We start from the raw sequence: 22,404 nt of genomic DNA on the forward strand, positions 1-22,404 counted from the left end.
TTAGCGAGTATGCCCCACTTGCCTATTAGCCATCGCTCTTGATTCTTAAGGCTGAGGCTAAATAGAGTGAATTGATTAAGGCGAAAGGACAAAAAAAGCCGACGCATAGCGCCGGCAAATCTAGTACACATAAGGAATAGGCTTAGTGTCTACTTGCTGAAAATATGTTTGTTAACAATGTTTTCTAGTTCTTCTTGACGACCCGATACGTGTTTAGGATCAATGTTGTCGCCAATCGCTTGAGTTGCTAAAGACTCTAAGCTGTAGTCACCAGTCATGATGGCTTTACCTAGGTCACCGCTCCAACCAGCGTAACGGTCTGCAACGATGCTGCTGATTTCTTGGCTTTCAATCAGGCTAGCTGCTTTTTCTAGTGCCAGGGCACAAGTGTCCATGCCGCCAATGTGGCCGTGGAAGAAGTCAGCTGGATCAATACTTTGACGGCGTAGTTTAGTATCAAACATTAAACCACCAGTTTTAAAGCCGCCGTTGCGCAAGATGTCGTACATTACTGGCGTCCACTCTTCAACACTGTTCGGGAATTGGTCTGTATCCCAACCTAGCTGCGCATCACCACGGTTAGCATCAATAGAACCAAATAAGCCTAGTGAAATAGCCGTCGCAATTTCGTGATGGAACGAGTGACCCGCTAGCGTCGCGTGGTTAACTTCAATGTTTACTTTCACTTCGTCTTCTAGACCGAACTGCTTCAAGAAGCCGTAAACAGTTGCAGTGTCGTAATCGTATTGGTGCTTAGTAGGCTCGGCTGGTTTTGGCTCAATTAAGATAGTGCCGGTAAAGCCAATTTTGTGTTTGTGCTCTACAACCATTTGGAACAAGCGGCCTAGCTGCTCGCGTTCTTGGCGTAGGTCGGTATTTAGTAGTGTTTCGTAACCTTCACGACCACCCCATAATACGTAGTTTTCACCACCTAGCATTTTAGTTGCGTTCATTGCTGTGAAGATTTGGCTAGCAGCGTAAGCAAATACTTCTGGGTTAGGGTTAGAGCCTGCGCCAGACATGTAACGAGCATTTGAGAATGCGTTTGCTGTACCCCAAAGAAGCTTCATGCCGGTTTCGTCTTGCTTCTGAGCAAGCACGTCCATCATTACCTTCATGTTTTCTGAGTACTCTTTAATAGAGTTACCCGCTGGCGCTACGTCTACGTCGTGGAAAGAATAGTAAGGTGTGCCCACTTTAGAGAAGAAATCGAAGGCTACGTCAGCTTTCATCTTAGCCATTTCAAGCGCGTTGCCAGGCTTCTGCCAAGGGCGGTCAAATGTGCCAGCACCGAAGATATCAAAGCCATCCCAGCAGAAGTTATGCCAGTAACAAGCACCAAAACGTAGGTGCTCTTCCATGGTTTTACCCATGATTACTTTTTTAGCATCGTAGTGGCGAAATGCTAGTGGGTTAGTGGACTCTGGTCCTTCGTATGCGATTTTTTCAAACTGGTCAAAATATTGAGCCATGGAACTACTCCTAAAAAAGAATGCGTTATCATCGGAGAACCAATCTCCTTCTGTAGGCTTATTGTTAGCCTTGCTTAGCTTTCTCTCAATTATGAAAAATGCAGACTTTTTTCAGCTATTTACTTTTCGTGCGCTAACTCGCGTTTTAAACCGCGCTTTTTTAGGAATTTTTCAAAAATCAGCAATAACATTGCGGGAGTGTGAAATTTCGTAATGCCATTTAGTGGTGTTTTAAGCGGTAAACACTGGCTGAAAAGCTATTCATCCGCACTTGTCTGACATGAAAGTGGCATTTAGCTAGCGGTTAATGCTGGAAAGGTTCTATTGATTTGTTAGCGACGAAAGCCAGCCTTATTGAGATTAATCTGCTTTGCGCTTTAGCCCCGACAGCGAGTAGGTATTGTCTAAATATTGGTTTTGAACCTGTCCAATGGCTAGGTTGAGGCGCTGCATAAAACCGGGATGCTGTTCTAAGTAAGCTTTAGAAATGTAAATGCCAAAAGGAGCCGAGCGTTGAACCACTTCAATGTATTCGCCACTGACTAGATTAGGGTGTACATGGCTGCTTTTAAATACATCGGCTGACAAAAATGCGGCGTCTATGCGCTTTAAATCAAACAGCAGTTGCGCAAGTTTAGCGACATTTTTTTGCTTACCAACAACCTTGAAGTGATGAGTATTAAGCCAGCGTAAGGTATTGGTACCCTCAATTGAGGCGACTTTTACATCGGTCTTAAAGTCGCTGGCATCGGGATCTAAATAGCTGTCATAGCGGAAAAACCAGCTCCAATTATTGTAAACAATGGGTTTGGAAAACTCGGCAATGGCGTCGCGTTGGCTGTTTTGTGAAGCAAAGAAAAAACCATCTGCCACGCCATATTGCACATCGCTAAGCGCCCGTTTGTAGTTTGGTACGGGCACTGCTTCATAAGGCTGCTCGAGGGCTTGCATGATCTTATCAACCAGAAAGTTGCCTGCTGCTGGCTGCTCATCGCTGGCGTAGGTATAGGGAGGAAAATCTGGATAAACTAGGCGTAATGGATCAGCTTGAGCTTGCGTAAAAAGCAAGCTTACTACAAGCGTAGTTATTAACCTTAGTAGCGGCAAAAACAGTCCTTTTTAATCTTTGTTAGCGTTAACCTTAAGTATAGGCAGCTGTTTAAGATCAGACGCTTAGCTAGAGAAAATACCTCTATTTGGTGAGTTGAGTCTTACTTTTTCGGCTTTACTTGTCAATTCTTGTCACTAAAAGGTGAAAAAAAGGCGCTGAATTATCAGCGCCTTTAGCTCTATAGGTAAAAGTCTTAGCTACTGAGCAAGCTTAAGCTTTGGTCGACTACGTTATCTACAGTAAAGCCAAATAGCTTGAACAGTTCACCGGCAGGTGCCGACTCACCAAAGCTAGTCATACCTACTGTTACGCCGTCTAGGCCAACATACTTGCCCCAGAAGTCTGCTTGTAGTGCTTCAACTGCTACGCGAGCACGTACCGCTTTTGGCAGCACAGCTTCACGATAAGTAGCATCTTGTTTGTCGAAACGTTCGGTACAAGGCATGGATACAACGCGCACTTGCTTGCCTTGCTCACTTAACTTAGCTGCGGCTTCAACGGCTAGCTCAACTTCAGAGCCAGTGGCTATAAGAATAAGTTCTGGCGTGCCGGTACAGTCTTTAAGTACGTAAGCGCCGCGGTTAATTAACTCAAGTTGCTCACCGCTACGTTTTTGCTGGGCAAGGTTTTGGCGAGAGAAAATTAACGAACTTGGACCATCGTTGCGTTCTACGGCGTTAATCCAAGCTGCTGCTGACTCCACTTGGTCACATGGGCGCCAAGTTTCCATATTTGGGGTTAAACGTAAGCTGGCTACCTGCTCTACCGGTTGGTGAGTCGGACCGTCTTCGCCTAAGCCAATTGAATCGTGAGTGTAAACAAAGATTGAGCGTTGCTTCATTAATGCGGCCATACGTACCGCGTTGCGGGCGTATTCCATAAACATTAAGAAGGTGGCTGAATAAGGTACAAAACCGCCATGCAGGGCAATACCATTTTGCATCGCCGACATACCAAATTCGCGCACACCGTAGTGTAAGTAGTTACCTGAAGCATCTTCGGCGCTAACTGATTTAGAGCTAGCGTGGAAGGTTAGGTTTGATGGCGCTAAGTCAGCAGAACCACCCAGTAATTCAGGTAAAATTTTACCAATTACGTCTAGGGTGTTTTTAGATGCCATGCGGCTAGCAATGTTTGCTGGTTCATTTTGCAGGCGTTGTAATAGCGCTTGAGTTTCAGCTTTCCAGTTTTCTGGAAGTTCACCTTCTACGCGACGAGCGTATTCAGCGGCTAGCTCTGGGTAAGCTTTTTTGTAAGCGGCAAACTTGTCGTTCCAAGCGCTTTCTTGCTCACTGCCTTTGGCTTTGTTATCCCAGGCTTGGTAAACATCTGCAGGAATCTCAAAAGCGGCATGTGGCCAGTTTAAGAATTCGCGAGCTGCTTTAATTTCTTCATCACCTAATGGCGCGCCGTGACAATCATGCGAGCCAGACTTGTTTGGTGAACCAAAACCAATAATGGTTTTAGTACAAATAAGCGTAGGTTTAGTGATGTCGGCTTTAGCGGCTTCAATTGCTGCGTTAATTTGCTCAGGATCGTGACCATCAACATCACGTACAACGTTCCATCCGTAGGCTTCAAAGCGCGCTGGTGTATCGTCGCTAAACCAGCCTTCAACGTGGCCGTCAATTGAGATGCCATTGTCATCCCAAAACGCAATTAGCTTGCCTAAACCTAGCGTGCCGGCTAATGAACATACTTCGTGAGAAATACCTTCCATTAAACAACCGTCGCCCATAAAGGCGTAAGTGAAGTGGTCAACAATATCGTGACCGTCACGGTTGAACTGTGCCGCTAGCATTTTCTCGGCTAGTGCCATACCTACTGCGTTGGCAATACCTTGGCCTAGTGGGCCGGTAGTGGTTTCTACACCAGGAGCGTAACCATATTCTGGGTGGCCCGGCGTTTTAGAGTGCAGCTGACGGAAGTTTTTAAGCTCTTCAATTGGCAATGCGTAGCCACTTAGGTGAAGCAGCGAGTACAACAACATAGAGCCATGGCCGTTAGACAAAATAAAGCGGTCGCGGTTGCTCCAGCTTGGGTTGCTAGGGTTATGCGCTAAATGGTCGCGCCATAGCACTTCTGCAATGTCTGCCATGCCCATTGGTGCGCCAGGGTGGCCCGACTTAGCTTGTTGTACACCGTCCATGCTTAGCGCACGAATAGCATTTGCGTATTGTTGACGAGGGTGAGTCATCTTCTATTTCCTAATAATTATTAAATTTTAAGCTTGCAGCGCTTCAATTAGCATTTTGTCTAGCTTCACTTGGTCAACCGCAAAGGCGCGAATACCTTCGGCAAGTTTTTCTGTGGCCATGGCATCTTCGTTATGCGCCCAGTAGAACTCGGCTTCGGTCATTGGAGCTGGGCGGTTTTGGCTAGCGCCTTTATCTTGTAAGCGAACTTCAAGTTCGGCTTCGGTTTGGTCTAATTCTTCAAGTAAAGCTGGGCCAATAGTTAGGCGATCACAACCGGCTAGCTCAACAATCTCGCCGATGTTACGGAAGCTTGCGCCCATTACTACGGTGTTGTAGCCATGGTCTTTGTAGTAGCTGTAGATTTCAGATACCGAAATAACACCTGGGTCTTTAGCACCGGCAAAGTCTGCGTTGGCATCTTTAGCTTTGTACCAGTCTAAAATACGGCCAACAAATGGCGAGATAAGGAAAACACCCGCTTCGGCACAGGCGCGTGCTTGGGCAAACGAGAACAACAGAGTTAGGTTACAGTTAATGCCTTCTTTCTCTAGCTGCTCGGCGGCGCGAATACCTTGCCAAGTTGAAGCTAACTTAATTAGAACCCGTTCTTTGTTAATGCCAGCGGCTTCGTATAGCTCGATTAAGCGACGAGCCTTAGCAATGCTGCCTTCGGTATCAAATGACAAACGTGCGTCTACTTCAGTAGAAATGCGGCCAGGTACTAACTCAAGTACTTTACAACCAATAGTTACTACCAGTTTGTCGGCGGCCATTTCAATTTGTTCGGCTTGGTCGCTTGATTGCGTTTTGGCCCAGTCGGCTACGTCTTTAAGTAGGCTTGAGTACTCCGGTAATGCTAAAGCCTTAACAATTAACGATGGGTTAGTGGTGGCATCTTCTGGAGAGAATTTGCGCATCGTGTCTAAGTCGCCAGTATCGGCAACAACCGTGGTGTATTGTTTTAGCTGTGTAAGTAGAGAACTCATAAGATGTATAGACCCTTGTAATGAAAACTAAATGTGCGGCTTGTTTGGCGAGCCTTCATTATTGGTTGAAGGTCATTGACCAAAGCTAAGCTTCATGTCCGTATTAAAGTGCCAGACTGGCAGTTAAGCGCAATTACGCTTTTTTTAGCGCTAATGTTGAATTTTCGCAGCCCTGATCCAGATCACGCTTTATTAAGCATTTTGTTGAACTGGGCCGCGCAAGCTTCATGTTGCTGTCACACTCCCTTGCATGGTGCGCTGATTTGTTGAAAAAAGAAACGCATCACCACCGCAGAGTTTTAATAACAGTGATGATGTTTTTTTGATCTTCACCGGATTTGTTGGGTTTAATTTCTGCTAAACCTGCAACTATTTGTTGTGCACTGGCATAGCGTAATAACTCAACAAGGCAAGCAATCACTGAGCTTGCTCGCCTATGTTCGCAAAAAAATATGCCAGCTTGATGAAACTAGGCTTGTTCAATTAACTCTTCAGGCTCTTCAATAAGTGGAGCTAGCTCTCGGTTTGTTACACCCTTTTGTTCGCGCAACATACCCGGTGTCATATTCCAGCGTTTCTTAATCGCACAAGACAAATACTGCGGGCTACTAAAACCCACTACTTTGGCTATTTCACTTAAGGTTTGCTCGGTATCTACTAGTAGCTCTAGTGCCAAATTAAGTTGAGTATCGAGCAAGTAAGCATGTAAGGACATGCCTAATTCTTCATGAAATTTATTGTCGATAGCGCCACGTGAGCAGCCTAGTTCAGCCAAAATTTGCTTAACCTTAATATTGCCTTGGTTAATTCGAATAAGGCTTAATGCGCCGCGTACTAAGTTGTCTTTAAAGTGGAAGAAGTCGGTTGAATCTCGGCCAATCACCCGTTCTGGTTGCACAAAGTGATGGCGTTTAACCAAGCTTTTCCCATCCATTAAGGGTTGCAGTAGTGAGGCAGTTAAATAGCCCATGGCGCGAGTGCCTTGGCGCACCGAGGTTAAGGTTGGCAAACTTAAGGTGCAGTTTAGTTCGTCATCGTCAATCCCCATGATTGAGACTTCTTCGGGGATGTTTATTTTAGCCTGCTGGCAGGCGTAACTCAGTTGGCGAGCGCGTACATCGTTAGCGGCAATAATGCCAACAGGCTTAGGTAAACGGCTAAGCCAATCAACTAAACACTGTAAGTCGCTGTCCCAAGTATCAATGTTGTCTTTAGCGCTAAATTGGCTATAGGCGCATTGATTTCGTTCACACCAGTCGCGCAGTAATTGCTCACGGCTGGCCGACCAGTCATTAAAGGGGCGGTTGGGGTAACCACAAAATGCTAAGTGGGTATAACGGCGCATTTTTAAAAAGCGCGCGGCCATGTTGATGATCTGTTTGTTGTCAGACATCACCACTGGGTAGTCATGCATGGTATTGGCTACGGTTTCGCTACTGGCAATCCCCACCACTGGAATGTTACGAGATTTAATGGCATCGCGAATTTCAGGATGATCGAAGTCGGCAATTACGCCATCACCCTGCCATTTGTTAAAATCGTCCACCGAGAATAGGTTTTGTTCTCCAATGAACAAACTCCAGGGCGCGCCGTTTTTCACAAATGAAGATATGCCGGTAATAATGCCCCGGTCGTAAGCCATGTTAGCGTTCAAAAGTAGCGCTACGCGATAGTTCTTTGCCATAGTATTTGTCTTCCGTATTACTACGTTCAATGGGCTGGGGTGAGCACATATGATAAATGCTGATTTATCAGATGTGTTCACTCTGCTGGCAGAACAGCCATAGCAAGGCTATGGCTGTTTGCTGGGTTTAATGCTTTAAAAAAGTGGTGCTAGTTTTGGATAAAGTGCTTGGTAAGTTTCGCGGTGTTTAGCATAAACAGCATGGCGCTCGGCATTTACTTGGTGAACTTCTACCAACTCAGGTACTGGGCAAATGGCCGCTAAGTCTGGATTTTCTGTCACTCCAAGTTGGGCTAAACGTGCTGCACCAAGTGCTGGGCCTACTTCGCCGCCTAGTCGGTAGCTCACTGCTTGGCCAAAGACATCGGCCAGCATTTGGCGCCAAAACTGGCTGCGTGCGCCGCCACCAATTAAGGTGATTTCTTCTGGTTTTAAGCCAGTTGCATGCAGGGCGTCTAAACCGTCGGCAAAGGCATAAGCCACACCTTCCAATACTGCGCGGCATAAATCTAAGGGGCCAGTAGAGTGGGTCATGCCGAAGAATACGCCCTTGGCTTCTGGATTATTGTGCGGCGTGCGCTCGCCCGATAAGTAAGGCAAAAAGTACACAGGGTTGTCACTTTCTGGTGCGGCTTCTACTGCGGCTAACATGCTTGGTACATCGGCTTGACCGGTTAAGTTAACTACCCAGTCTAAACATGACGCTGCGCTAAGAATTACTGACATTTGATGCCAAGCACCAGGCAAGGCGTGACAGAAGCTATGCAAGGCCGATTCTGGGTTGCTTAGGTAGCCGTCGCTTACCGCAAAATAAACTCCCGAGGTGCCTAAAGACAACATGGCTTGGCCTGGTTTAGTTATACCTACACCTACCGCGCCTGCGGCGTTATCGCCACCACCGGCTACTAAAGGTACCGCTGGCATGCCCCAGCGCTCGGCCAGTTCCGCTTTAAGGTTTCCAGTTACTTCACTGCCTTCAAACAGTGCTGGCATGTGGTCACGCGTTAAGCCCGTTGCCGCGAGGATTTCATCACTCCAATCGCGTTTGGCTACGTCTAGCCACATGGTGCCGGCTGAATCTGACATGTCTGAGGCGAAGTTGCCCGAGAGTAAGTAACGCAAGTAATCTTTAGGTAGCAGTACTTTGTCTACCTTGGCAAAAATCTCAGGCTCATGCTGCTTAACCCAAAGTAATTTTGGTGCGGTAAATCCTGGCATCATCAGGTTACCTACCACCTCACGCGAGTTTGGCACGGAGCGTTCAATTTCTTCACACTGAGCCGCGCTGCGGCCGTCGTTCCATAAAATGGCTGGGCGTAAAATTTCGCCTTGGGCGTCCAGTAAGGTAGCGCCATGCATTTGGCCACTTAGGCCAATTGCTTTAACTTCTGCTAGCGAGTGCTGTTTGCTTAATGCGCTAAGTGCATCTTGAGTGGCTTGCCACCAATCTTGAGGCGCTTGCTCTGACCACAGCGGTGCAGGGCGAGATACTGTTAAGCTTTCGGTGGCTTGGCTTACAATGTCACCGTTTTCAGCCTGCAGCACAACTTTTACTCCAGAAGTGCCTAAATCAATACCGATATACATAGAAGTTCCTTATTGGACGCGAGCTGCTCGGCGAAACTACACTGTAATTAAGCGGCAGCAAAAGTGTTTTGAATATGGCTTCATCCTGCCGTGGATTGGAAACTTGGCTCAATTACGAAAATTACCAGAGGAATAGCGTTTTTCCATGGCGTGCCTGAGTTCACAGTTTCGTCTGAAATGTGCATGATCATAATCACATTACGATTTTTCACAGTGGCGTTCGGCCCCTTTTTTTTAGATATTAAATTAAATCTTGATTGGCACCGTGCTTTTAGGAGCCCCACATGTTTGATAAGCGTTTCAAAATTACATTGTTATTTAATGCAAATAAGGTTTATGACCGCCAGATCATTAAAGGTATTGGCGATTACCTACAGGCTTCGCAATGTGATTGGGATATATTTCTAGAGGAAGATTTTCGCTGTCGGATCAGCAAACTACAACATTGGGTAGGCGACGGTATTATTGCCGACTTCGACGACCCAGAAATAGAGAAAGCCTTAACTGGCCTGCGAGTACCAGTAGTGGCCGTGGGTAGCTCTTACGAAAATCCCGAGCAGTATCCGGATTTTCCTTATGTGGCTACCGATAACCGCGCCTTGGTTAATTCGGCTTATGAGCACCTAAAAGCCAAGGGCTTGGAATACTTTGCTTACTACGGCATGCCACCTAATGAGGGCAACCGCTGGGCAATGGAACGAGAGGCAATTTTCCAGCAACTGGTGGCTGGTGATGGTTATGAGTGCGCGGTTTATCGCGGCATGGAAACTACCCCAGAATCTTGGCAGTACGCAATGAACCGTTTAGCGGATTGGATTCAATCTATGCCTAAGCCGGTAGGTATTGTTGCAGTGTCGGATGCGCGAGCCCGCCATTTGCTGCAAGTGTGTGATCACCTTGGAATCATCGTGCCAGACAAGGTATCAATTATTGGTATTGATGATGAAGATTTAACCCGCCACTTAAGCCGAGTATCCTTAAGTTCGGTAGCCCAAGGTTGCCGCAAAATGGGCTTCCAAGCGGCCAAATTATTGCACCGCCAATTACAGGGGCAAGAGCTGCGCAAAGTGCGTGAGCTAGTTGGCCCAGAGCAAGTGATTGAGCGCCAATCTACCGATTACAAAGCGCTAAAAGACCCTTACGTGATTCAAGCCATGCACTTTATTCGCCATAACGCCTGTAAAGGCATTAAGGTTGAGCAAGTGTTGGATTATGTAAAAGTTTCGCGTTCAAACTTAGAAAAGCGTTTTAAAGATGACATTGGTCACTCGGTTCACCAAGAGATCCACTGCGCTAAGTTAGAACAGGCCATGAGCTTACTGCGTAATACCGAGCTTTCTACCTCAGATATCGCCGAGCTATGTGGTTATCCATCGCTGCAATACATGTATGCGGTATTTAAGAAAGATTTGGAGCTTACCCCCAAGGCTTACCGAATTAGTAAGCAAGAACAAGAAGAGTAGTCAGCAGCACCTAGTTGCTGGGCTAGCTTTTAGACACTTTACTATAACGCGCTTTGGCTTGAGTCAAAGCGCGTTTCCTTTTAAGCTCAAGGCTGATTGTTGAGCCGTTTAAAAGGAGAGTTGCACTTGTCAGAGATAAATAAGGTTGCCATTGTTGGCGGTACTCACGGAAACGAATTTAGTGGCGTTTATTTAATTAATAAATGGCAACAGCATCCTCAGTTAATTGCCCGTTCTAGCCTAGAAGTAACCACCGTAATAGCTAACCCCAAAGCGCACGGTGAAAACAAACGCTACATTGATGCCGACTTAAATCGCCAGTTCAGTGCCAGCAATTTAGCTGATTTTGATTTGGCGAATTATGAGCAATCGCGCGCCAAAGCCTTGCATCAGCAATTGGGTCCTAAATCGAAACCGAACATGGATCTAGTTATCGACCTGCACAATACCACCTCTAACATGGGACCAACCCTTATCTTGTTAGAACAAACGCCTTTCTATAAGCAACTGGCTGCTTACGTAAGCATGCGGATGCCAGAAGCCGTGGTATTTCTCGATGAACCGGAAGAGGATATGAGCAATCATCGCTTCCTCGCCAGTTGTGGCAAGTACGGTGTATTAATCGAAGTGGGCCCTCAACCGCAATCGGTTTTGCGCCAAGACGTATTAGAGCAAATGGAACAAATGACCGGGCATATCCTAGATTTTCTAGAGCTGCACAATCAACAAGATTTACCCGAGCTACCCAAACAGGTAGAAGCCTTTTTGTATCTTGATAGCATTAAACTGCCGCTTAATGAAAAAGGTGAACGACTAGCCATGGTGCACAGCAATGTGCAAGACCATGACTACCAGCCAATTAAGCCTGGTGACCCTATCTTTAGAACCTTTATGGGCGAAGATATTTGTTATCAAGGCGATAAAACCGTATACCCGGCGTTTATTAACGAAGCGGCTTATTACGATAACGACTTAGCCATGTCTTTAATGGACAAAATCACTTTAGAAGTGGAATAGGTAAGGCAGCATGTTAATTACATTCAACTGTAAGGCTTATGCCAATATCACCATGTTTGGCGATATTGGTGTCGAACTATTAAAGATGATGGGCCATAGCGGCAGTGTTCCTGGGGCGATTCGAGCCGAAGATGTACCCGAGGCATTAGCGCAATTAAAGGCGGCTCTTGAGTTAGCCGCTAAAGCCCAAGCAGAACAAACTCAAGCTGATGACGAAGCTGACTTGGAGCCTGCTATTAGCTTAAGCACTCGTGCTCAGCCTTTAATTGAACTACTCAGTTCAGCGGCTAAAAAGCAGTGTGATGTGATGTGGGATAGTTAAGTATAGCGGCTCGTAGATAAGCGAAAATGAGCCGCTATATTTTCCGCTAATCCAATGAAAAATAAGTGCTAAGTTTGCGCCTTATTTTTAGCCAAAATAAAACTGGCGCGACTTATATTTTGGGCGTATTATCGCGCCGTCTTGGGGAGTAGTTGATGAAAATTTGCATGTCGTCATCCCGTTAGGTGTCCCAACCTATCCGGCATGCAAAGGTACCGCGAGGTATCTCGACGAGACCAACACAAAGGTGTTTAGCCTAAAGGTTAAATGTATTTGTTTGTGAAGGTCTAGGCGCTATCCCATAAAGAAGACTAGATCCTTTACCCCAGAGGATCAGCAATGAACTCGATTACTTATTTTATATTCGCACTTGGCACTCTAGCCTTAGTTCTCATTGATGTTTGGCAAACGAGAAATGGCAATATAAGCATCAAAAAAGCCGCTGTATGGAGTGTGTTCTGGTTCGCTTTAGCATTGCTGTTTGCCCTGTCTATTGTGTGGTGTTGGCAATGGTATGCTCCCCATAGCCACTATTCACCGCAGCAGGCCGCGGTGGCTTTTACTACCGGTTACCTATTAGAAAAGTCCCTAAGTGTAGATAACTTGTTTGTATTTACGGTTATTTTTGCCCAGTTTAAGGTCCCTGCTGAGCTTCGCCCGCGAGCATTGTTATGGGGAGTGCTTGGCGCTTTGCTGCTGCGCAGCGTAATGATTGCCGTGGGTGGTCAATTGTTAGAAAGTTTTCACTGGGTGTTATATGTATTTGCCGCTTTTTTAGTGTGGACAGGCGTAAAGCTAGCCTTGCCAGAAAAGCACCCTAACAACCAAGCTAGCAGCAGCCAACTTCTGGCAAAAGTATTGCCGATAACTGAGCAATATTATGCGCATGCGCTTTGGGTTAAGTTGGATAAGCAGTGGTGGTTTACCCCAATGGCTAGCGTAATTTGTGCCATAGCGATGATGGACTTATTGTTCGCGCTTGATTCTATACCGGCTATTTTTGCGGTAACTCAAGAGCCCTTTTTGGTGTTAGCAGCTAATGTTTTTGCTTTGCTGGGCTTGCGCTCTTTGTTCTTTGTGTTGCAAGGCATGATCGACAAGTTTGTATATTTACGCCCGGCATTGGCTGTAATCATGATGTTTATTGGCGTGAAGATGGCCTTGGTTGGTAGCGCTTGGGCGATCCCAACAGCAGTGTCTCTAGCGGTAGTTTTGCTGGTGATGATAAGTGCCGTTTTAGCCTCGGTTCAGCGTAATAAGCGGCTTAATACTTCGCTCAACTAAATAAAAAAAACCGCAGCATTGCGGTTTCTTTATTTGCTCTTAGTCAGCTAACTTAAGCATTAATCTTCTTGGATTTTCTATAATTACGGATCAATAGGTAGCAAGCTGCCAAGACTAAACTCAAATAGAACAAATACTTTCCCGCTGTTTCTGAAGATTGAGGGGAGATGTCTAATGTAAGCGAGTAAAAGACAATGGTCATTAAAGCTATCGGCGCTGCAATAGTTCTAAGAGTGTAGCGAAGCCATTTTCTGTTTAACTTATTGCTCAAACAAATAATCAAAATAAAGGTGGCAATAATGGTTAGTGCTGCTAATAGTGCGATCAAATCCATTTCGATCTCTCAGGGGCTTAATAATCTCTCTATTATCTTACATCTAAGGTCAGAAGTTAATGATTTAATTGTCAGTATTGGTGAGAATCAAATTAACTGCTTCTGAGTCTGCCTAAAACCAGCGCTTCCATTTGAATATGCTAATCAATGAAACAGCTATTAACAGCATGCAACTTAACAAAATGAAATAGCCATTAGGGTGGTTTAGCTCAGGCATGACTTCAAAGTTCATCCCGTAAATGCCAGCTAAAAAACTCAAGGGAACAAAAATGGCGGTAATCAAAGTGAGCACTCGCATGGTGTTGTTTAGCTTGTGGGAGCTTATCGACAGGTAACCGTTGACTAAGTCCCCGCAAATCTCGTAGTACATGCTGCTTAAACTATATAAACGCTCGAAACGTTCGTGCAAATCTTGCAACACCGGTTGGTCGATGCCTATCTCTGCGATGTTTTGCTCTTGTTCTAGCTGCAACAGTTTCTTACTTAAGCTTAAGTGGTAATTAAAAATTCGATTAAGCCGAAGAATGTCGGTTTTATAGCGGGTAATTGTGCCAAGCAATTGGTCGTCTCCGTGGCTGCTTAACTGCTCCTCTAGCTCGCTAAGTTGGTCTTCAAACTCTAGTAGTTGATTTAGATATAGGTTTGAGGCGCTATGCATTATTCGACTGGCCAAACTTAATGGCTGTTGCAGATACTTATGGAAGTGCTGCTGAAGTAAGTTCTCGATGCCTTGCGAAGGGCCATTGTGCAAGGTGATAAGGTAGTTTTTACCTACAAACATGGCTAATTGCATGTGGTCAAACTTTAGCTCGCCGAGACAGTTTTCAATGCCTCGATAAAGCATAAATACTTGCTCGTCGAACAACTCTATTTTAGGCGGATGACGTGGGCGGAAGGTATCGATAATGGCAAGTGGATGACAGCCAAATCGCTTAAGTAGTTGCTCCGTTTTCGCTTGGCTAAAGCTACGTAAATCAATATCTATCCAAATACTCCCTTCGGCTTGTTCAAACCAATGGGCAACAGCTTGCTCGTGGCTGTGGTTTACTGAGGGATTGTCCTTGCTTAACCAAGTTCTAATCATTTTAAGCCCTTGTTATGTATTTTTGCTGTTTAGCTCAATAGTAGCAGTGAAGCCAAACCTAAAAAGGCGACAAAACCCACGATATCGGTAACGGTGGTGAGAATCACTGAACCCGCAACAGCGGGGTCTATTTTCATTTTCTTTAAGATAAAGGGGATCATGGTGGCAGAAGCCGCTGCAGCTAGGCTATTGACTAAAATCGCCACAAAAATCACTGCGCCTAAAGCAGCAGATTTAAACCATAAACTCACCACTAGCGCGATAACCAAACCAAGCATTAAACCGTTGAAAGCTGCAATTTTAAGTTCTTTGTTTAACAATAACTTAAGGTTACTTTGTTGTAAGTGGTTAAGGGCTATACCGCGTAAAGCCACCGCTAAGGTTTGGCTGCCTGCAATGCCACCCATGCTTGCAACCACTGGCATCAAAATAGCTAAAGCAACCAATTGTTGTAGTGCGCCTTCAAATAAACCTATCACCCAAGAGGCTAAAAAAGCGGTGGCTAAATTGGTGGTAAGCCAAATTGCTCGCATTTTGGCTGCGGTTGGAACTGGGGTAAACAGGTCTTCCTCATCCGAAGGCGCATCGCTAATGGCTACATCTAAGCTGCGCTCTTGTAACCATTGCACAATGTTAGATAAGGCAATGCCGCCAATTATTTTGCCGTCTTTTTGCACTGGGTGCCAAGCGTGACCAGGCACAGTGTTTAGCGATAGAGAAACATCAGCCAGCATTTGCTGGTGGTCAAATACTTCGATGTGTTGGCTTAGTTCACTAAGTCGAATATTGTCGCCGGCGTTTGCTATGTCGGTCATGCTGCAAGCGCCTTGAAACTGCCCTTGGGCATCAACCAGGTACACTGCCACATGCTTTTCCGTTTGGGCGCTCAAGCGTTGTTTGATACGCATTACCGTTGAGTTAGGTCGAGCCCGAAGAATGTGCGTTTCGAGATAGCGGCCGATTTGTTCATCTTCATAACTTAGGGCATCTTGCAGTTGTGAAGCGCTAAGTTCATCTTGTTGCTCAAGATAAAGTTCCACCATCGACTCGGGGAGAAAATCGGCAAACTCAACAATTTCGGTATCGCTAATTGTCTCTTGTAAGCTTTGTAGTTGGGATGCGTCAAACAGCTCGAATAGGTGTTTAACGGTTTCATATTGCACTAGATGCAATATGTCCCAGTAGCGCTCGCTGGCTAACTGCGGCCAAATTTGTTGGCGGTAATCGTCGGGTAGAGATTCGAGCAGGTTAGCCAATACTGGATTGTCGTATTGGCTTACAAAGCTGAGCTCCGATGCTGGACGTTCTTGTTCCAGAATATCCAGCACTCGGCTTAGTGCGGCGTCGTGGTGACCATCGAAGGTTTGTTGGTTGGCGCTTTTTATGGTTTCGCTGGTCATTGGCAAGATCCTTGTCGATGCTGATTACTGAGTGCTTACGTCCCTGTTTGCCTTTGTTAAACCCGCTTTTAACTGTTCATCAGAAAGCTTTGCGCTGGATCGACCAAAACTTTATCACCCATGCCTTGGCGGCCTAATAGCATTAAGTAGGTCATATCTTGGCGATTACTTAAGGTTATCTCAATTGGCCAAATATGTTCGCCAAGCTGAAAACGGGTTTGGATAACATAACGTTGTTCAACGTCACCATTGGATGACTTGATCTTTCTGGTATCGTAAATAGGCGCACTGCAGCGGCAAACCTGCTCTAGGTTATAGATGTCTGGGTGCAAATCAAAAGTAATGTGCGGCTTGCCATTCACTTTTATTTGTTCAAGGTTATCAACATGTAAGGCCGAAGTTTTTGCTCCAGTATCTATCCTTACCGGTAAATCTTGAATACCAAGGTCGGGCAAATTACAGGTTTCTAAGTTGCCTATTATAAATTTAGTCACGTTTAGTTTGCTCCTCGATAAGCGGTTCTTTGATTTTTGGATCGGCTGCGCGAGTTGGTAAGTGATCACCAATTACTACTGCTTTTTGAAAGACCATGGCATTAGGGTAAGTAAGCGTTGAACCATTATCTGCTACTAAAATCACATGAAATAAGGTGATTTCTTCTAGTCGTCCTTCAACCGAATTATCACCATCTAAGATTTTAACTTGATGGCCGACTCGATATGGGAAGAAGAAAAACACAATAATACTGGCCGTTACATTGCTCAAAATGGACCACTGAGCAAACAAGGCGACACCAATCACCGCAAATATCGAAGAGAAAAATACCCCAAAATCATTAAAGCCCAGATCGCTGATGATACTCACCACCATAACTAGCAGTAGTACCAAAGCGCTGCGTAATACCCAACTTACGTAGTGAATACGGGCTTTAGCAATATTGCGCGCTTCGCCATAGCTAAGAACTAATTTATTCAGTTTGTTTTGGCCTAAATAAAAAACGATTAGGGCCAGCGCGACAAATAACAATGTATTGATGGTCATAGGTTTATCTTCTTTTGTTTACGGACTAACTGACTCTTGCCAGTTTTCTATTTGCTCTGCCACTTCATCTTGCTCGGCGCCAAAATAGGCTAAGTGGTACATGGCATCACCTTCTTGTACTAAGGGAATGTTTTGTTTGCCTATTACAATGCCGGAGCGCTTAGCTGTTACTTTGTTGATTAGCTCGCCAAAGGGGCTATTTATTTCGGCCAATATGTCGCCCGCTTCCACCAAATCGCCCAGTTTCGCGTACTCGCTAACAATGCCGCTGGCCGAGGCGCGCAGCCAAGAACTACTATAAGCCACATACGGCGACGCTTTTTTACTGCTGCGGCGCTTTTTAATCATGCCTAAATGCGAGAGCACTTTTACTATGCCTTTTACGCCGCTTTGAATCGAAAGTTCATCAAAGCGCAGCGCTTCACCGGCTTCGTAAAGCAAGATCTTGGTATTGTTGTCCACCGCAGCTTCACGCAGCGAGCCATCGCGTAAATCGGCATTAAGCAGTACCGGTACACCAAAAGCTTCGGCCAGTTGCTTGGTTTCTGGGTCTTTCAAATTTGCCCTAATCTGCGGCAGGTTAGAGCGATGAATAGCGCCGGTGTGTAAATCAATGCCGTAATCACAGTGAGCGACAATTTCGTTCAAAAATATGTGTGCTAAACGCCCAGCCAAAGAGCCTTTTTCTGAGCCAGGAAAACAGCGATTTAAATCGCGTCTATCCGGCATATAACGGCTTTGGTTTAGTACCCCATAAATGTTTACCATCGGCACTGCAATTAAACAGCCCTTGGTGATCTTAAAACTGGGTGAACGGGTTAAACGGCGAATAATCTCAATACCGTTTAACTCGTCGCCGTGCACTGCCGCACTGATAAACACCGTGGGGCCAGCTCGCTTGGCACAAGTAATATGCACTGGAATTGAAATCTCGGTGTCGGTATATAGCTTAGCCACCGGGATCTCTATTTGTTTTTGCTCTCCCGGTTTTATTTCTATTCCAGCAATAATCATTTCTTGCCTCTTATCTAGAGCTTAACTCAGCCTTTGCCACGGGTTTTGGTGGCAAAAGGCTTGGCGTTTTTCTCAATAAACTCAAATACCATGGTGGCTACGTCTTTGCCGGTGGCAGTTTCTATTCCTTCTAAGCCCGGTGAAGAGTTAACTTCCATCACCACTGGCCCATTGTTTGATTGCAAAATGTCTACGCCACATAGGTTTAAGCCCATGGCTTTAGCGGCATTTACCGCAGTGGCGCGTTCTTCTTTGGTCAAACGCACTAATTGCGCCGCGCCGCCACGGTGCAGGTTTGAGCGAAACTCGCCTTCGGCAGCTTGGCGCTTCATGGCTGCTACCACTTTGCCACCTACAACTAAACAGCGAATATCGGCACCACCGGCTTCTTTAATAAATTCCTGCACCAGTATGTTGGCTTTTAAACCCATGAAAGCCTCAATCACGCTTTCGGCAGCTTTATTGGTTTCGGCCAACACCACGCCAATGCCTTGAGTGCCCTCTAAGAGCTTAATCACCAGTGGCGCTCCACCAACGTTTTTGATCAAATCCTGAATTTTGTCAGGTTTACTGGCAAAGCCGGTACGCGGTAAACCAATACCTTTGCGTGATAGCAGTTGCAGCGAGCGCAATTTGTCGCGAGAACGGCTAATCGCTACCGACTCGTTTACACAAAAGGTGCCCATCATTTCAAATTGGCGCACAACCGCTGTGCCATAAAAGGTAATCGATGAGCCAATGCGTGGGATTACCGCATCATACTTTGGCAGCACTTCGCCTTGGTAACGTACCGTGGGCTTGCTACTGGTTATGTCCATGTAGCAATGCAAGGTGTCGATAATGTCTACTTGGTGGCCAAGTGCTTCGCCTGCTTCTTTTAAGCGGCGAGTGGAGTAGAGGTTTTCTCCTCGGGATAATATGGCTACACGCATCTTGAGTTCCTATTGTTTAAATTCTGTTCGGTTGTTTTAGTCATCTTCGACGACGAATGTTTCATCTTCATTTTCAAAATTGTCAGTGACTGATTTACAGCGACTATGCAAAGTATGAAAACGGCGTCTTGAGTGCGCCAAGGTTTTGTACTTCACCCATATTCTTTCTAGTTTGGTTTCTGGCTCAAGTTGTTGGCTGCAAACTAATAAGAAGCGCTGCTCTTGGTTGCCTTCTGGCATCATTTCGCCAGCGTCGAGTGCCCGCATGGTTTCGCCATATAAGCTGAGTAGCTCAGATTCTAAGAGGGTGAAATCACCCGATTTACGAAAGCCGTGTTTAAAGCGTTTATCGTCGTAAAAACGTTTGTTGCCAAAGCGAAAATCAATGATCATTGGGTCACTCCAACTCAGAAATTGCGCTGCTTAAGCAGCGGGGTAAGTTGGCTGCAAGGTAGTGATTATTGGTCGAATAAGAAAACGAATTGTTTTTATCGTAAGAACAAATTTTGTTTGTTAACCTCAGCTTAGCTGGAGAGGTAAATATAAATGGATGTAAAAGTATTCCGCACGTTTTTAGAAGTGGCCAAAGAAAAGCATTTTGGTCGGGCTTCAGAGAATTTATATATCACCCAGGCGGCGGTTAGTGCGCGCATTAAACAGCTTGAAAGCTTCTTTGATACGCAGCTTTTTATTCGCGATAGAAACGCCATTAAACTTACAAGCTCGGGTGAGCGCTTAATTGCTTATGCTGAAAATATGGTGCGAACCTTGGAGCAATCAAAAGCGGAATTATTGCTTAGTAAAGCTCAGGCAATTCAGCTGGCTTTAGCGGGCACACCTAATAGCTGGGATGCCTTTTTGCAACATGGCTTGAGTGTGATTACCGAGGTCTTCTCGGGTTATGCCTTTAGCGCAGAAACCATGGGGCGTGAGCAAATGCACCGTGCCTTGCTGGAGCGTACCTTAGACATTGGAGTAGGCTTTGATGCCTTGAAATCTGATGAACTGGCTAGCAGCCAAGTGGCTCAGTTATCGCTATTGTTGGTATCGACTAAGGCGCAGTTGCAACAACAAGCTTTAGAGAGTGATTATGTTTATGTAGATTGGGGCAGCCGCTTTGCTTCTGAACACGCGCTGCGCCATTGCAATACACCACCGCCGTTCTTACGCACCTCTACCGGCCGTATTGCCTTAGATTTTATTTTAGAAAAAGGTGGCGCTTGTTACTTACCTGAGTCGATGGTGGCACCGTTTATCGATAGCCAACAGTTGTATTTGCTAGAAGACGCCGAGCCTTGGATAAGACCGGTGTATTTAAGCTATCGCAAAGACTCTGCCGCGCTTGAGCAAATTAAGCAGGTGGAAACACTGCTAGATAACAGTGAGCCCACCAGTCCATTTGTATTGCAGCAAGCAGGAGAAATGCCTCCCGCCGAGTAGCTTAGCTGCTCATGGGCGCTGCTAAGGTAAAGTCGATTAAGCTGTCTTTGGGCAGCTCGATATCATTACCTTGAGTGATGACCGAAGCACCTACGCCAACTTTAGCGCCGTTTTTAGCTCCGCTGCTGCCGTTAATCAAGCCACCAATAGCGGCTGCGCGTGCGGTTTTACCCACGGTGTCTCCGGCAGTATTGCTGCCGCTTGAGCTAAGTACATCGGTTTGAATATCGTGCATTTGGTCGTTAATACGAATGTTGGTAAGGGTAATGCTCATGCTTGCCGAGCCCGCCACTCTACCGGCTTTTTTCACCTCGCTAAGTTGACCGTAAACGGTGCTGCCACGTGGGGCTACCAGCGTGTCTCCTGCCATTAGGTCGGCTTCCAATACTGCAGTAAAACGTTGGCCTGTTTCGTGGTGTCGAGTATTAACACTTTCACTCATACGCACGGTGAGTTGAGTACCCGCAGGTAGTTCGGCTTTCTCTGTGCTGGTGGTATTGGTAAGAGCATCTTCTGTTTGGTTAGTTTCGGTATAGCTGCTAATGGTTGTGTCATCGTTGGGCGAATCACCAAAACTAATATTTTGGACTTGCTCGGTAGGCAGTTTTACCTCAATGCCGTGCATGTCTATGACCAGCTCTTCAGCGTTTTGCGAAATAATCGCGCCTTGGATTGAGCGGCCATCTTTTAGCTCTACAGTGGCGGCATGGGCTGAGCTTGAAATAAGGCCAGCGAAGATAAGTGCGTAAAGAGAAGCTTTAATTTTCATCGAGTGTTTCCTGCAATGGACTGCTTAAGTTGTGAGCATTGTAGGAAAGCTTAGTGCTTGGAAAAATCCCCTAAACTGAAACCGATTGTTTCACATAATGGACGAATTAAGCTGAGCTCGGGATAATAAACGGGTTTCTTACGGCTACTTCTACTTATTTCGGTGTTGAAGCTACTTGCAATAGGCGCGCAGCTTCGCCTTGAACTAAGCAAAATTATCTCGCCAGAAACAGGAAGCTAGATTAAGCACCGGTTTGCAGAGTTATCGTCACTTGTTTATTCCGAGTTCAGGTTAATTATTGTTCTTTTCCCAAAACTGCTGAATTTTCTCGATAAATACCGATACCTTTGCCGGCAAAAATTTACGCGAGTGATAAATGGCGTAAATATTACCGCTCAGTTGCTGTGGGTGAGCATAAGCTTTAACCAAGCGACCTTGTTGATAATGCTTTTTAGATAACATGTGTGGCACCAGAGCTATGCCTTTATCTTGTAGGCATAAATCTAAACCCAACTCTGGATTTTGCACGCTAAAAAACGGTGATATCGGCTGGCTAATTAGCTCGCCTTGATATTCAAAGCACCAAGAGTGAGAAGGTGCTTGTGAGGCCGAGTTAAAGATAATGTGATGATTTTGCACATCGCTAGGCTTTTGTAATAAGCCATTTTTAGCGATATAAGTTGGGCTAGCGTAATAATCGTATTTTACTTCTGCAATGCGCCGAGCGATCAATGATGAGTCTTTCGGTTCATCTACGTGAAACATAATGTCGTAGCGATTGCTGGTTTGCTCTTCTTGGCGGCCTTCGCTGCTATAGGCTTCAAACTTAAGTTCAGGATATTGGTTGATCATCTCGGTAACTACCGGCCAAAAAACGCGCAATAAAGTATTAGGTATAAAAATACTTAGGGTGCCGCTGGGTTGGTCATTTTGTTGCTGGGTATTTTGCTCTAGTTGTTTGGCTTGATCGATCAGATCTTCACAGCCTTGCAGGTAGTTAGTGCCTACTTCAGTTAGACTTAAGCTGCGGGTAGTTCTTGCTAGTAGTTGCACTCCTAGCTGCTTTTCGAGGTTGGTGATACGGCGACTAATGGTGGACTTGGGAATACCGGTAAAGTCAGCGGCTTTGGTAAAGCTACCTTGTTTGGCCAAGTTAACAAACAACTCCATGTCTTCTAAATTCATTGACGCTTCCTCTGCTCGATGGTTGTTCCATTATATGCAACAGTTAAGGTCGTGCTTAGCTTTTTATTGGGTTTGTGCGGA

21 protein-coding genes are annotated in these 22,404 nt (G+C 45.6%); 5 read left to right on the top strand and 16 right to left on the bottom strand.

Translation table 11 applies throughout. The annotated features are described in order from the left end of the window. Window positions 1-149: 149 nt before the first annotated feature. From xylA to xylB, 6 genes are all read right to left on the bottom strand, one after another. Window positions 150-1,472, bottom strand: a complete 1,323-nt coding sequence (gene xylA / locus G6R11_RS12485; RefSeq protein ID WP_163133414.1) for a xylose isomerase — start codon at window positions 1,470-1,472, stop codon at window positions 150-152. Window positions 1,473-1,832: 360 nt separating this feature from the next. Continuing rightward, window positions 1,833-2,540 (bottom strand): ABC transporter substrate-binding protein, encoded by a 708-nt coding sequence (locus tag G6R11_RS12490; RefSeq protein WP_163133415.1) that lies wholly within the window; start codon window positions 2,538-2,540, stop codon window positions 1,833-1,835. A gap of 236 nt (window positions 2,541-2,776) precedes the next feature. After that, window positions 2,777-4,780, bottom strand: coding sequence for a transketolase (gene tkt, locus G6R11_RS12495; protein WP_163133416.1), 2,004 nt, complete (start codon window positions 4,778-4,780; stop codon window positions 2,777-2,779). A gap of 27 nt (window positions 4,781-4,807) precedes the next feature. Then, on the bottom strand, window positions 4,808-5,767 hold the full coding sequence (tal, locus tag G6R11_RS12500) for a transaldolase (protein ID WP_163133417.1): 960 nt from the start codon (window positions 5,765-5,767) through the stop codon (window positions 4,808-4,810). Between the two features lie 469 nt (window positions 5,768-6,236). Further along, window positions 6,237-7,451 (bottom strand): XylR family transcriptional regulator, encoded by a 1,215-nt coding sequence (locus G6R11_RS12505; protein WP_163133418.1) that lies wholly within the window; start codon window positions 7,449-7,451, stop codon window positions 6,237-6,239. A gap of 135 nt (window positions 7,452-7,586) precedes the next feature. After that, window positions 7,587-9,038, bottom strand: coding sequence for a xylulokinase (gene xylB / locus G6R11_RS12510; RefSeq protein WP_163133419.1), 1,452 nt, complete (start codon window positions 9,036-9,038; stop codon window positions 7,587-7,589). A 284-nt stretch (window positions 9,039-9,322) separates the two neighbouring features. On the opposite strand from xylB, the gene G6R11_RS12515 reads away from it, so the two are divergent. The 4 genes from G6R11_RS12515 to G6R11_RS12530 all read left to right on the top strand — a co-directional run bounded on the left by G6R11_RS12515 (window position 9,323) and on the right by G6R11_RS12530 (window position 13,124). Beyond that, window positions 9,323-10,501: a DNA-binding transcriptional regulator gene (locus G6R11_RS12515; RefSeq protein WP_163133420.1), complete on the top strand. Its 1,179-nt coding sequence runs from the start codon at window positions 9,323-9,325 to the stop codon at window positions 10,499-10,501. Window positions 10,502-10,627: 126 nt separating this feature from the next. Further along, window positions 10,628-11,518, top strand: coding sequence for an aspartoacylase (locus tag G6R11_RS12520; RefSeq protein WP_163133421.1), 891 nt, complete (start codon window positions 10,628-10,630; stop codon window positions 11,516-11,518). 10 nt (window positions 11,519-11,528) lie between these two features. After that, window positions 11,529-11,840: a DUF1840 domain-containing protein gene (locus G6R11_RS12525; RefSeq protein ID WP_163133422.1), complete on the top strand. Its 312-nt coding sequence runs from the start codon at window positions 11,529-11,531 to the stop codon at window positions 11,838-11,840. Window positions 11,841-12,179: 339 nt separating this feature from the next. Further along, window positions 12,180-13,124 carry a TerC/Alx family metal homeostasis membrane protein gene (locus tag G6R11_RS12530; RefSeq protein ID WP_163133423.1) on the top strand — a complete coding sequence of 315 codons (945 nt, stop codon included), beginning with the start codon at window positions 12,180-12,182 and terminating at the stop codon, window positions 13,122-13,124. Between the two features lie 52 nt (window positions 13,125-13,176). On the opposite strand, the gene G6R11_RS12535 is transcribed toward G6R11_RS12530, so the two are convergent. The 8 genes from G6R11_RS12535 to maoP form a co-directional block, all read right to left on the bottom strand. Further along, entirely contained in the window at window positions 13,177-13,458 is a 282-nt protein-coding gene (locus tag G6R11_RS12535) for a hypothetical protein (protein WP_163133424.1), read from the bottom strand. A gap of 112 nt (window positions 13,459-13,570) precedes the next feature. Beyond that, window positions 13,571-14,542, bottom strand: coding sequence for a magnesium transporter CorA family protein (locus G6R11_RS12540; protein ID WP_163133425.1), 972 nt, complete (start codon window positions 14,540-14,542; stop codon window positions 13,571-13,573). Window positions 14,543-14,571: 29 nt separating this feature from the next. After that, window positions 14,572-15,942 (bottom strand): magnesium transporter, encoded by a 1,371-nt coding sequence (locus G6R11_RS12545; protein WP_163133426.1) that lies wholly within the window; start codon window positions 15,940-15,942, stop codon window positions 14,572-14,574. 68 nt (window positions 15,943-16,010) lie between these two features. Further along, a complete protein-coding gene (locus G6R11_RS12550; RefSeq protein WP_163133427.1) occupies window positions 16,011-16,436 on the bottom strand; it encodes a RimK/LysX family protein in 426 nt (141 codons plus the stop codon). Further along, entirely contained in the window at window positions 16,429-16,983 is a 555-nt protein-coding gene (locus G6R11_RS12555) for a mechanosensitive ion channel domain-containing protein (protein WP_163133428.1), read from the bottom strand. The genes G6R11_RS12550 and G6R11_RS12555 overlap by 8 nt, the downstream gene beginning before the upstream one ends. Window positions 16,984-17,001: 18 nt before the next feature. Further along, the gene (locus G6R11_RS12560; RefSeq protein WP_163133429.1) at window positions 17,002-17,997 is read right to left on the bottom strand and encodes a succinylglutamate desuccinylase/aspartoacylase family protein; all 996 of its coding nucleotides are present in this window, start codon (window positions 17,995-17,997) and stop codon (window positions 17,002-17,004) included. Between the two features lie 26 nt (window positions 17,998-18,023). After that, on the bottom strand, window positions 18,024-18,929 hold the full coding sequence (gene rimK, locus G6R11_RS12565) for a 30S ribosomal protein S6--L-glutamate ligase (RefSeq protein ID WP_163133430.1): 906 nt from the start codon (window positions 18,927-18,929) through the stop codon (window positions 18,024-18,026). 36 nt (window positions 18,930-18,965) lie between these two features. Then, window positions 18,966-19,322 (bottom strand): DUF413 domain-containing protein, encoded by a 357-nt coding sequence (gene maoP / locus G6R11_RS12570; RefSeq protein ID WP_163133431.1) that lies wholly within the window; start codon window positions 19,320-19,322, stop codon window positions 18,966-18,968. Between the two features lie 153 nt (window positions 19,323-19,475). Here maoP and G6R11_RS12575 point away from each other — a divergent pair, with 153 nt between their 5' ends. Then, complete coding sequence (locus G6R11_RS12575) at window positions 19,476-20,369, top strand: LysR family transcriptional regulator (RefSeq protein ID WP_163133432.1); 894 nt, start codon at window positions 19,476-19,478, stop codon at window positions 20,367-20,369. Between the two features lies 1 nt (window position 20,370). Here G6R11_RS12575 and G6R11_RS12580 read toward each other — a convergent pair whose 3' ends face one another. Both G6R11_RS12580 and G6R11_RS12585 read right to left on the bottom strand, forming a co-directional pair. Then, the gene (locus G6R11_RS12580) at window positions 20,371-21,138 is read right to left on the bottom strand and encodes a hypothetical protein (protein ID WP_163133433.1); all 768 of its coding nucleotides are present in this window, start codon (window positions 21,136-21,138) and stop codon (window positions 20,371-20,373) included. 291 nt (window positions 21,139-21,429) lie between these two features. Continuing rightward, the gene (locus G6R11_RS12585; RefSeq protein ID WP_163133434.1) at window positions 21,430-22,323 is read right to left on the bottom strand and encodes a LysR family transcriptional regulator; all 894 of its coding nucleotides are present in this window, start codon (window positions 22,321-22,323) and stop codon (window positions 21,430-21,432) included. Between the last annotated feature and the right edge of the window lie 81 nt (window positions 22,324-22,404).

The organism is Agarivorans sp. Alg241-V36, assembly GCF_900537085.1.
GTDB lineage: Bacteria > Pseudomonadota > Gammaproteobacteria > Enterobacterales > Celerinatantimonadaceae > Agarivorans.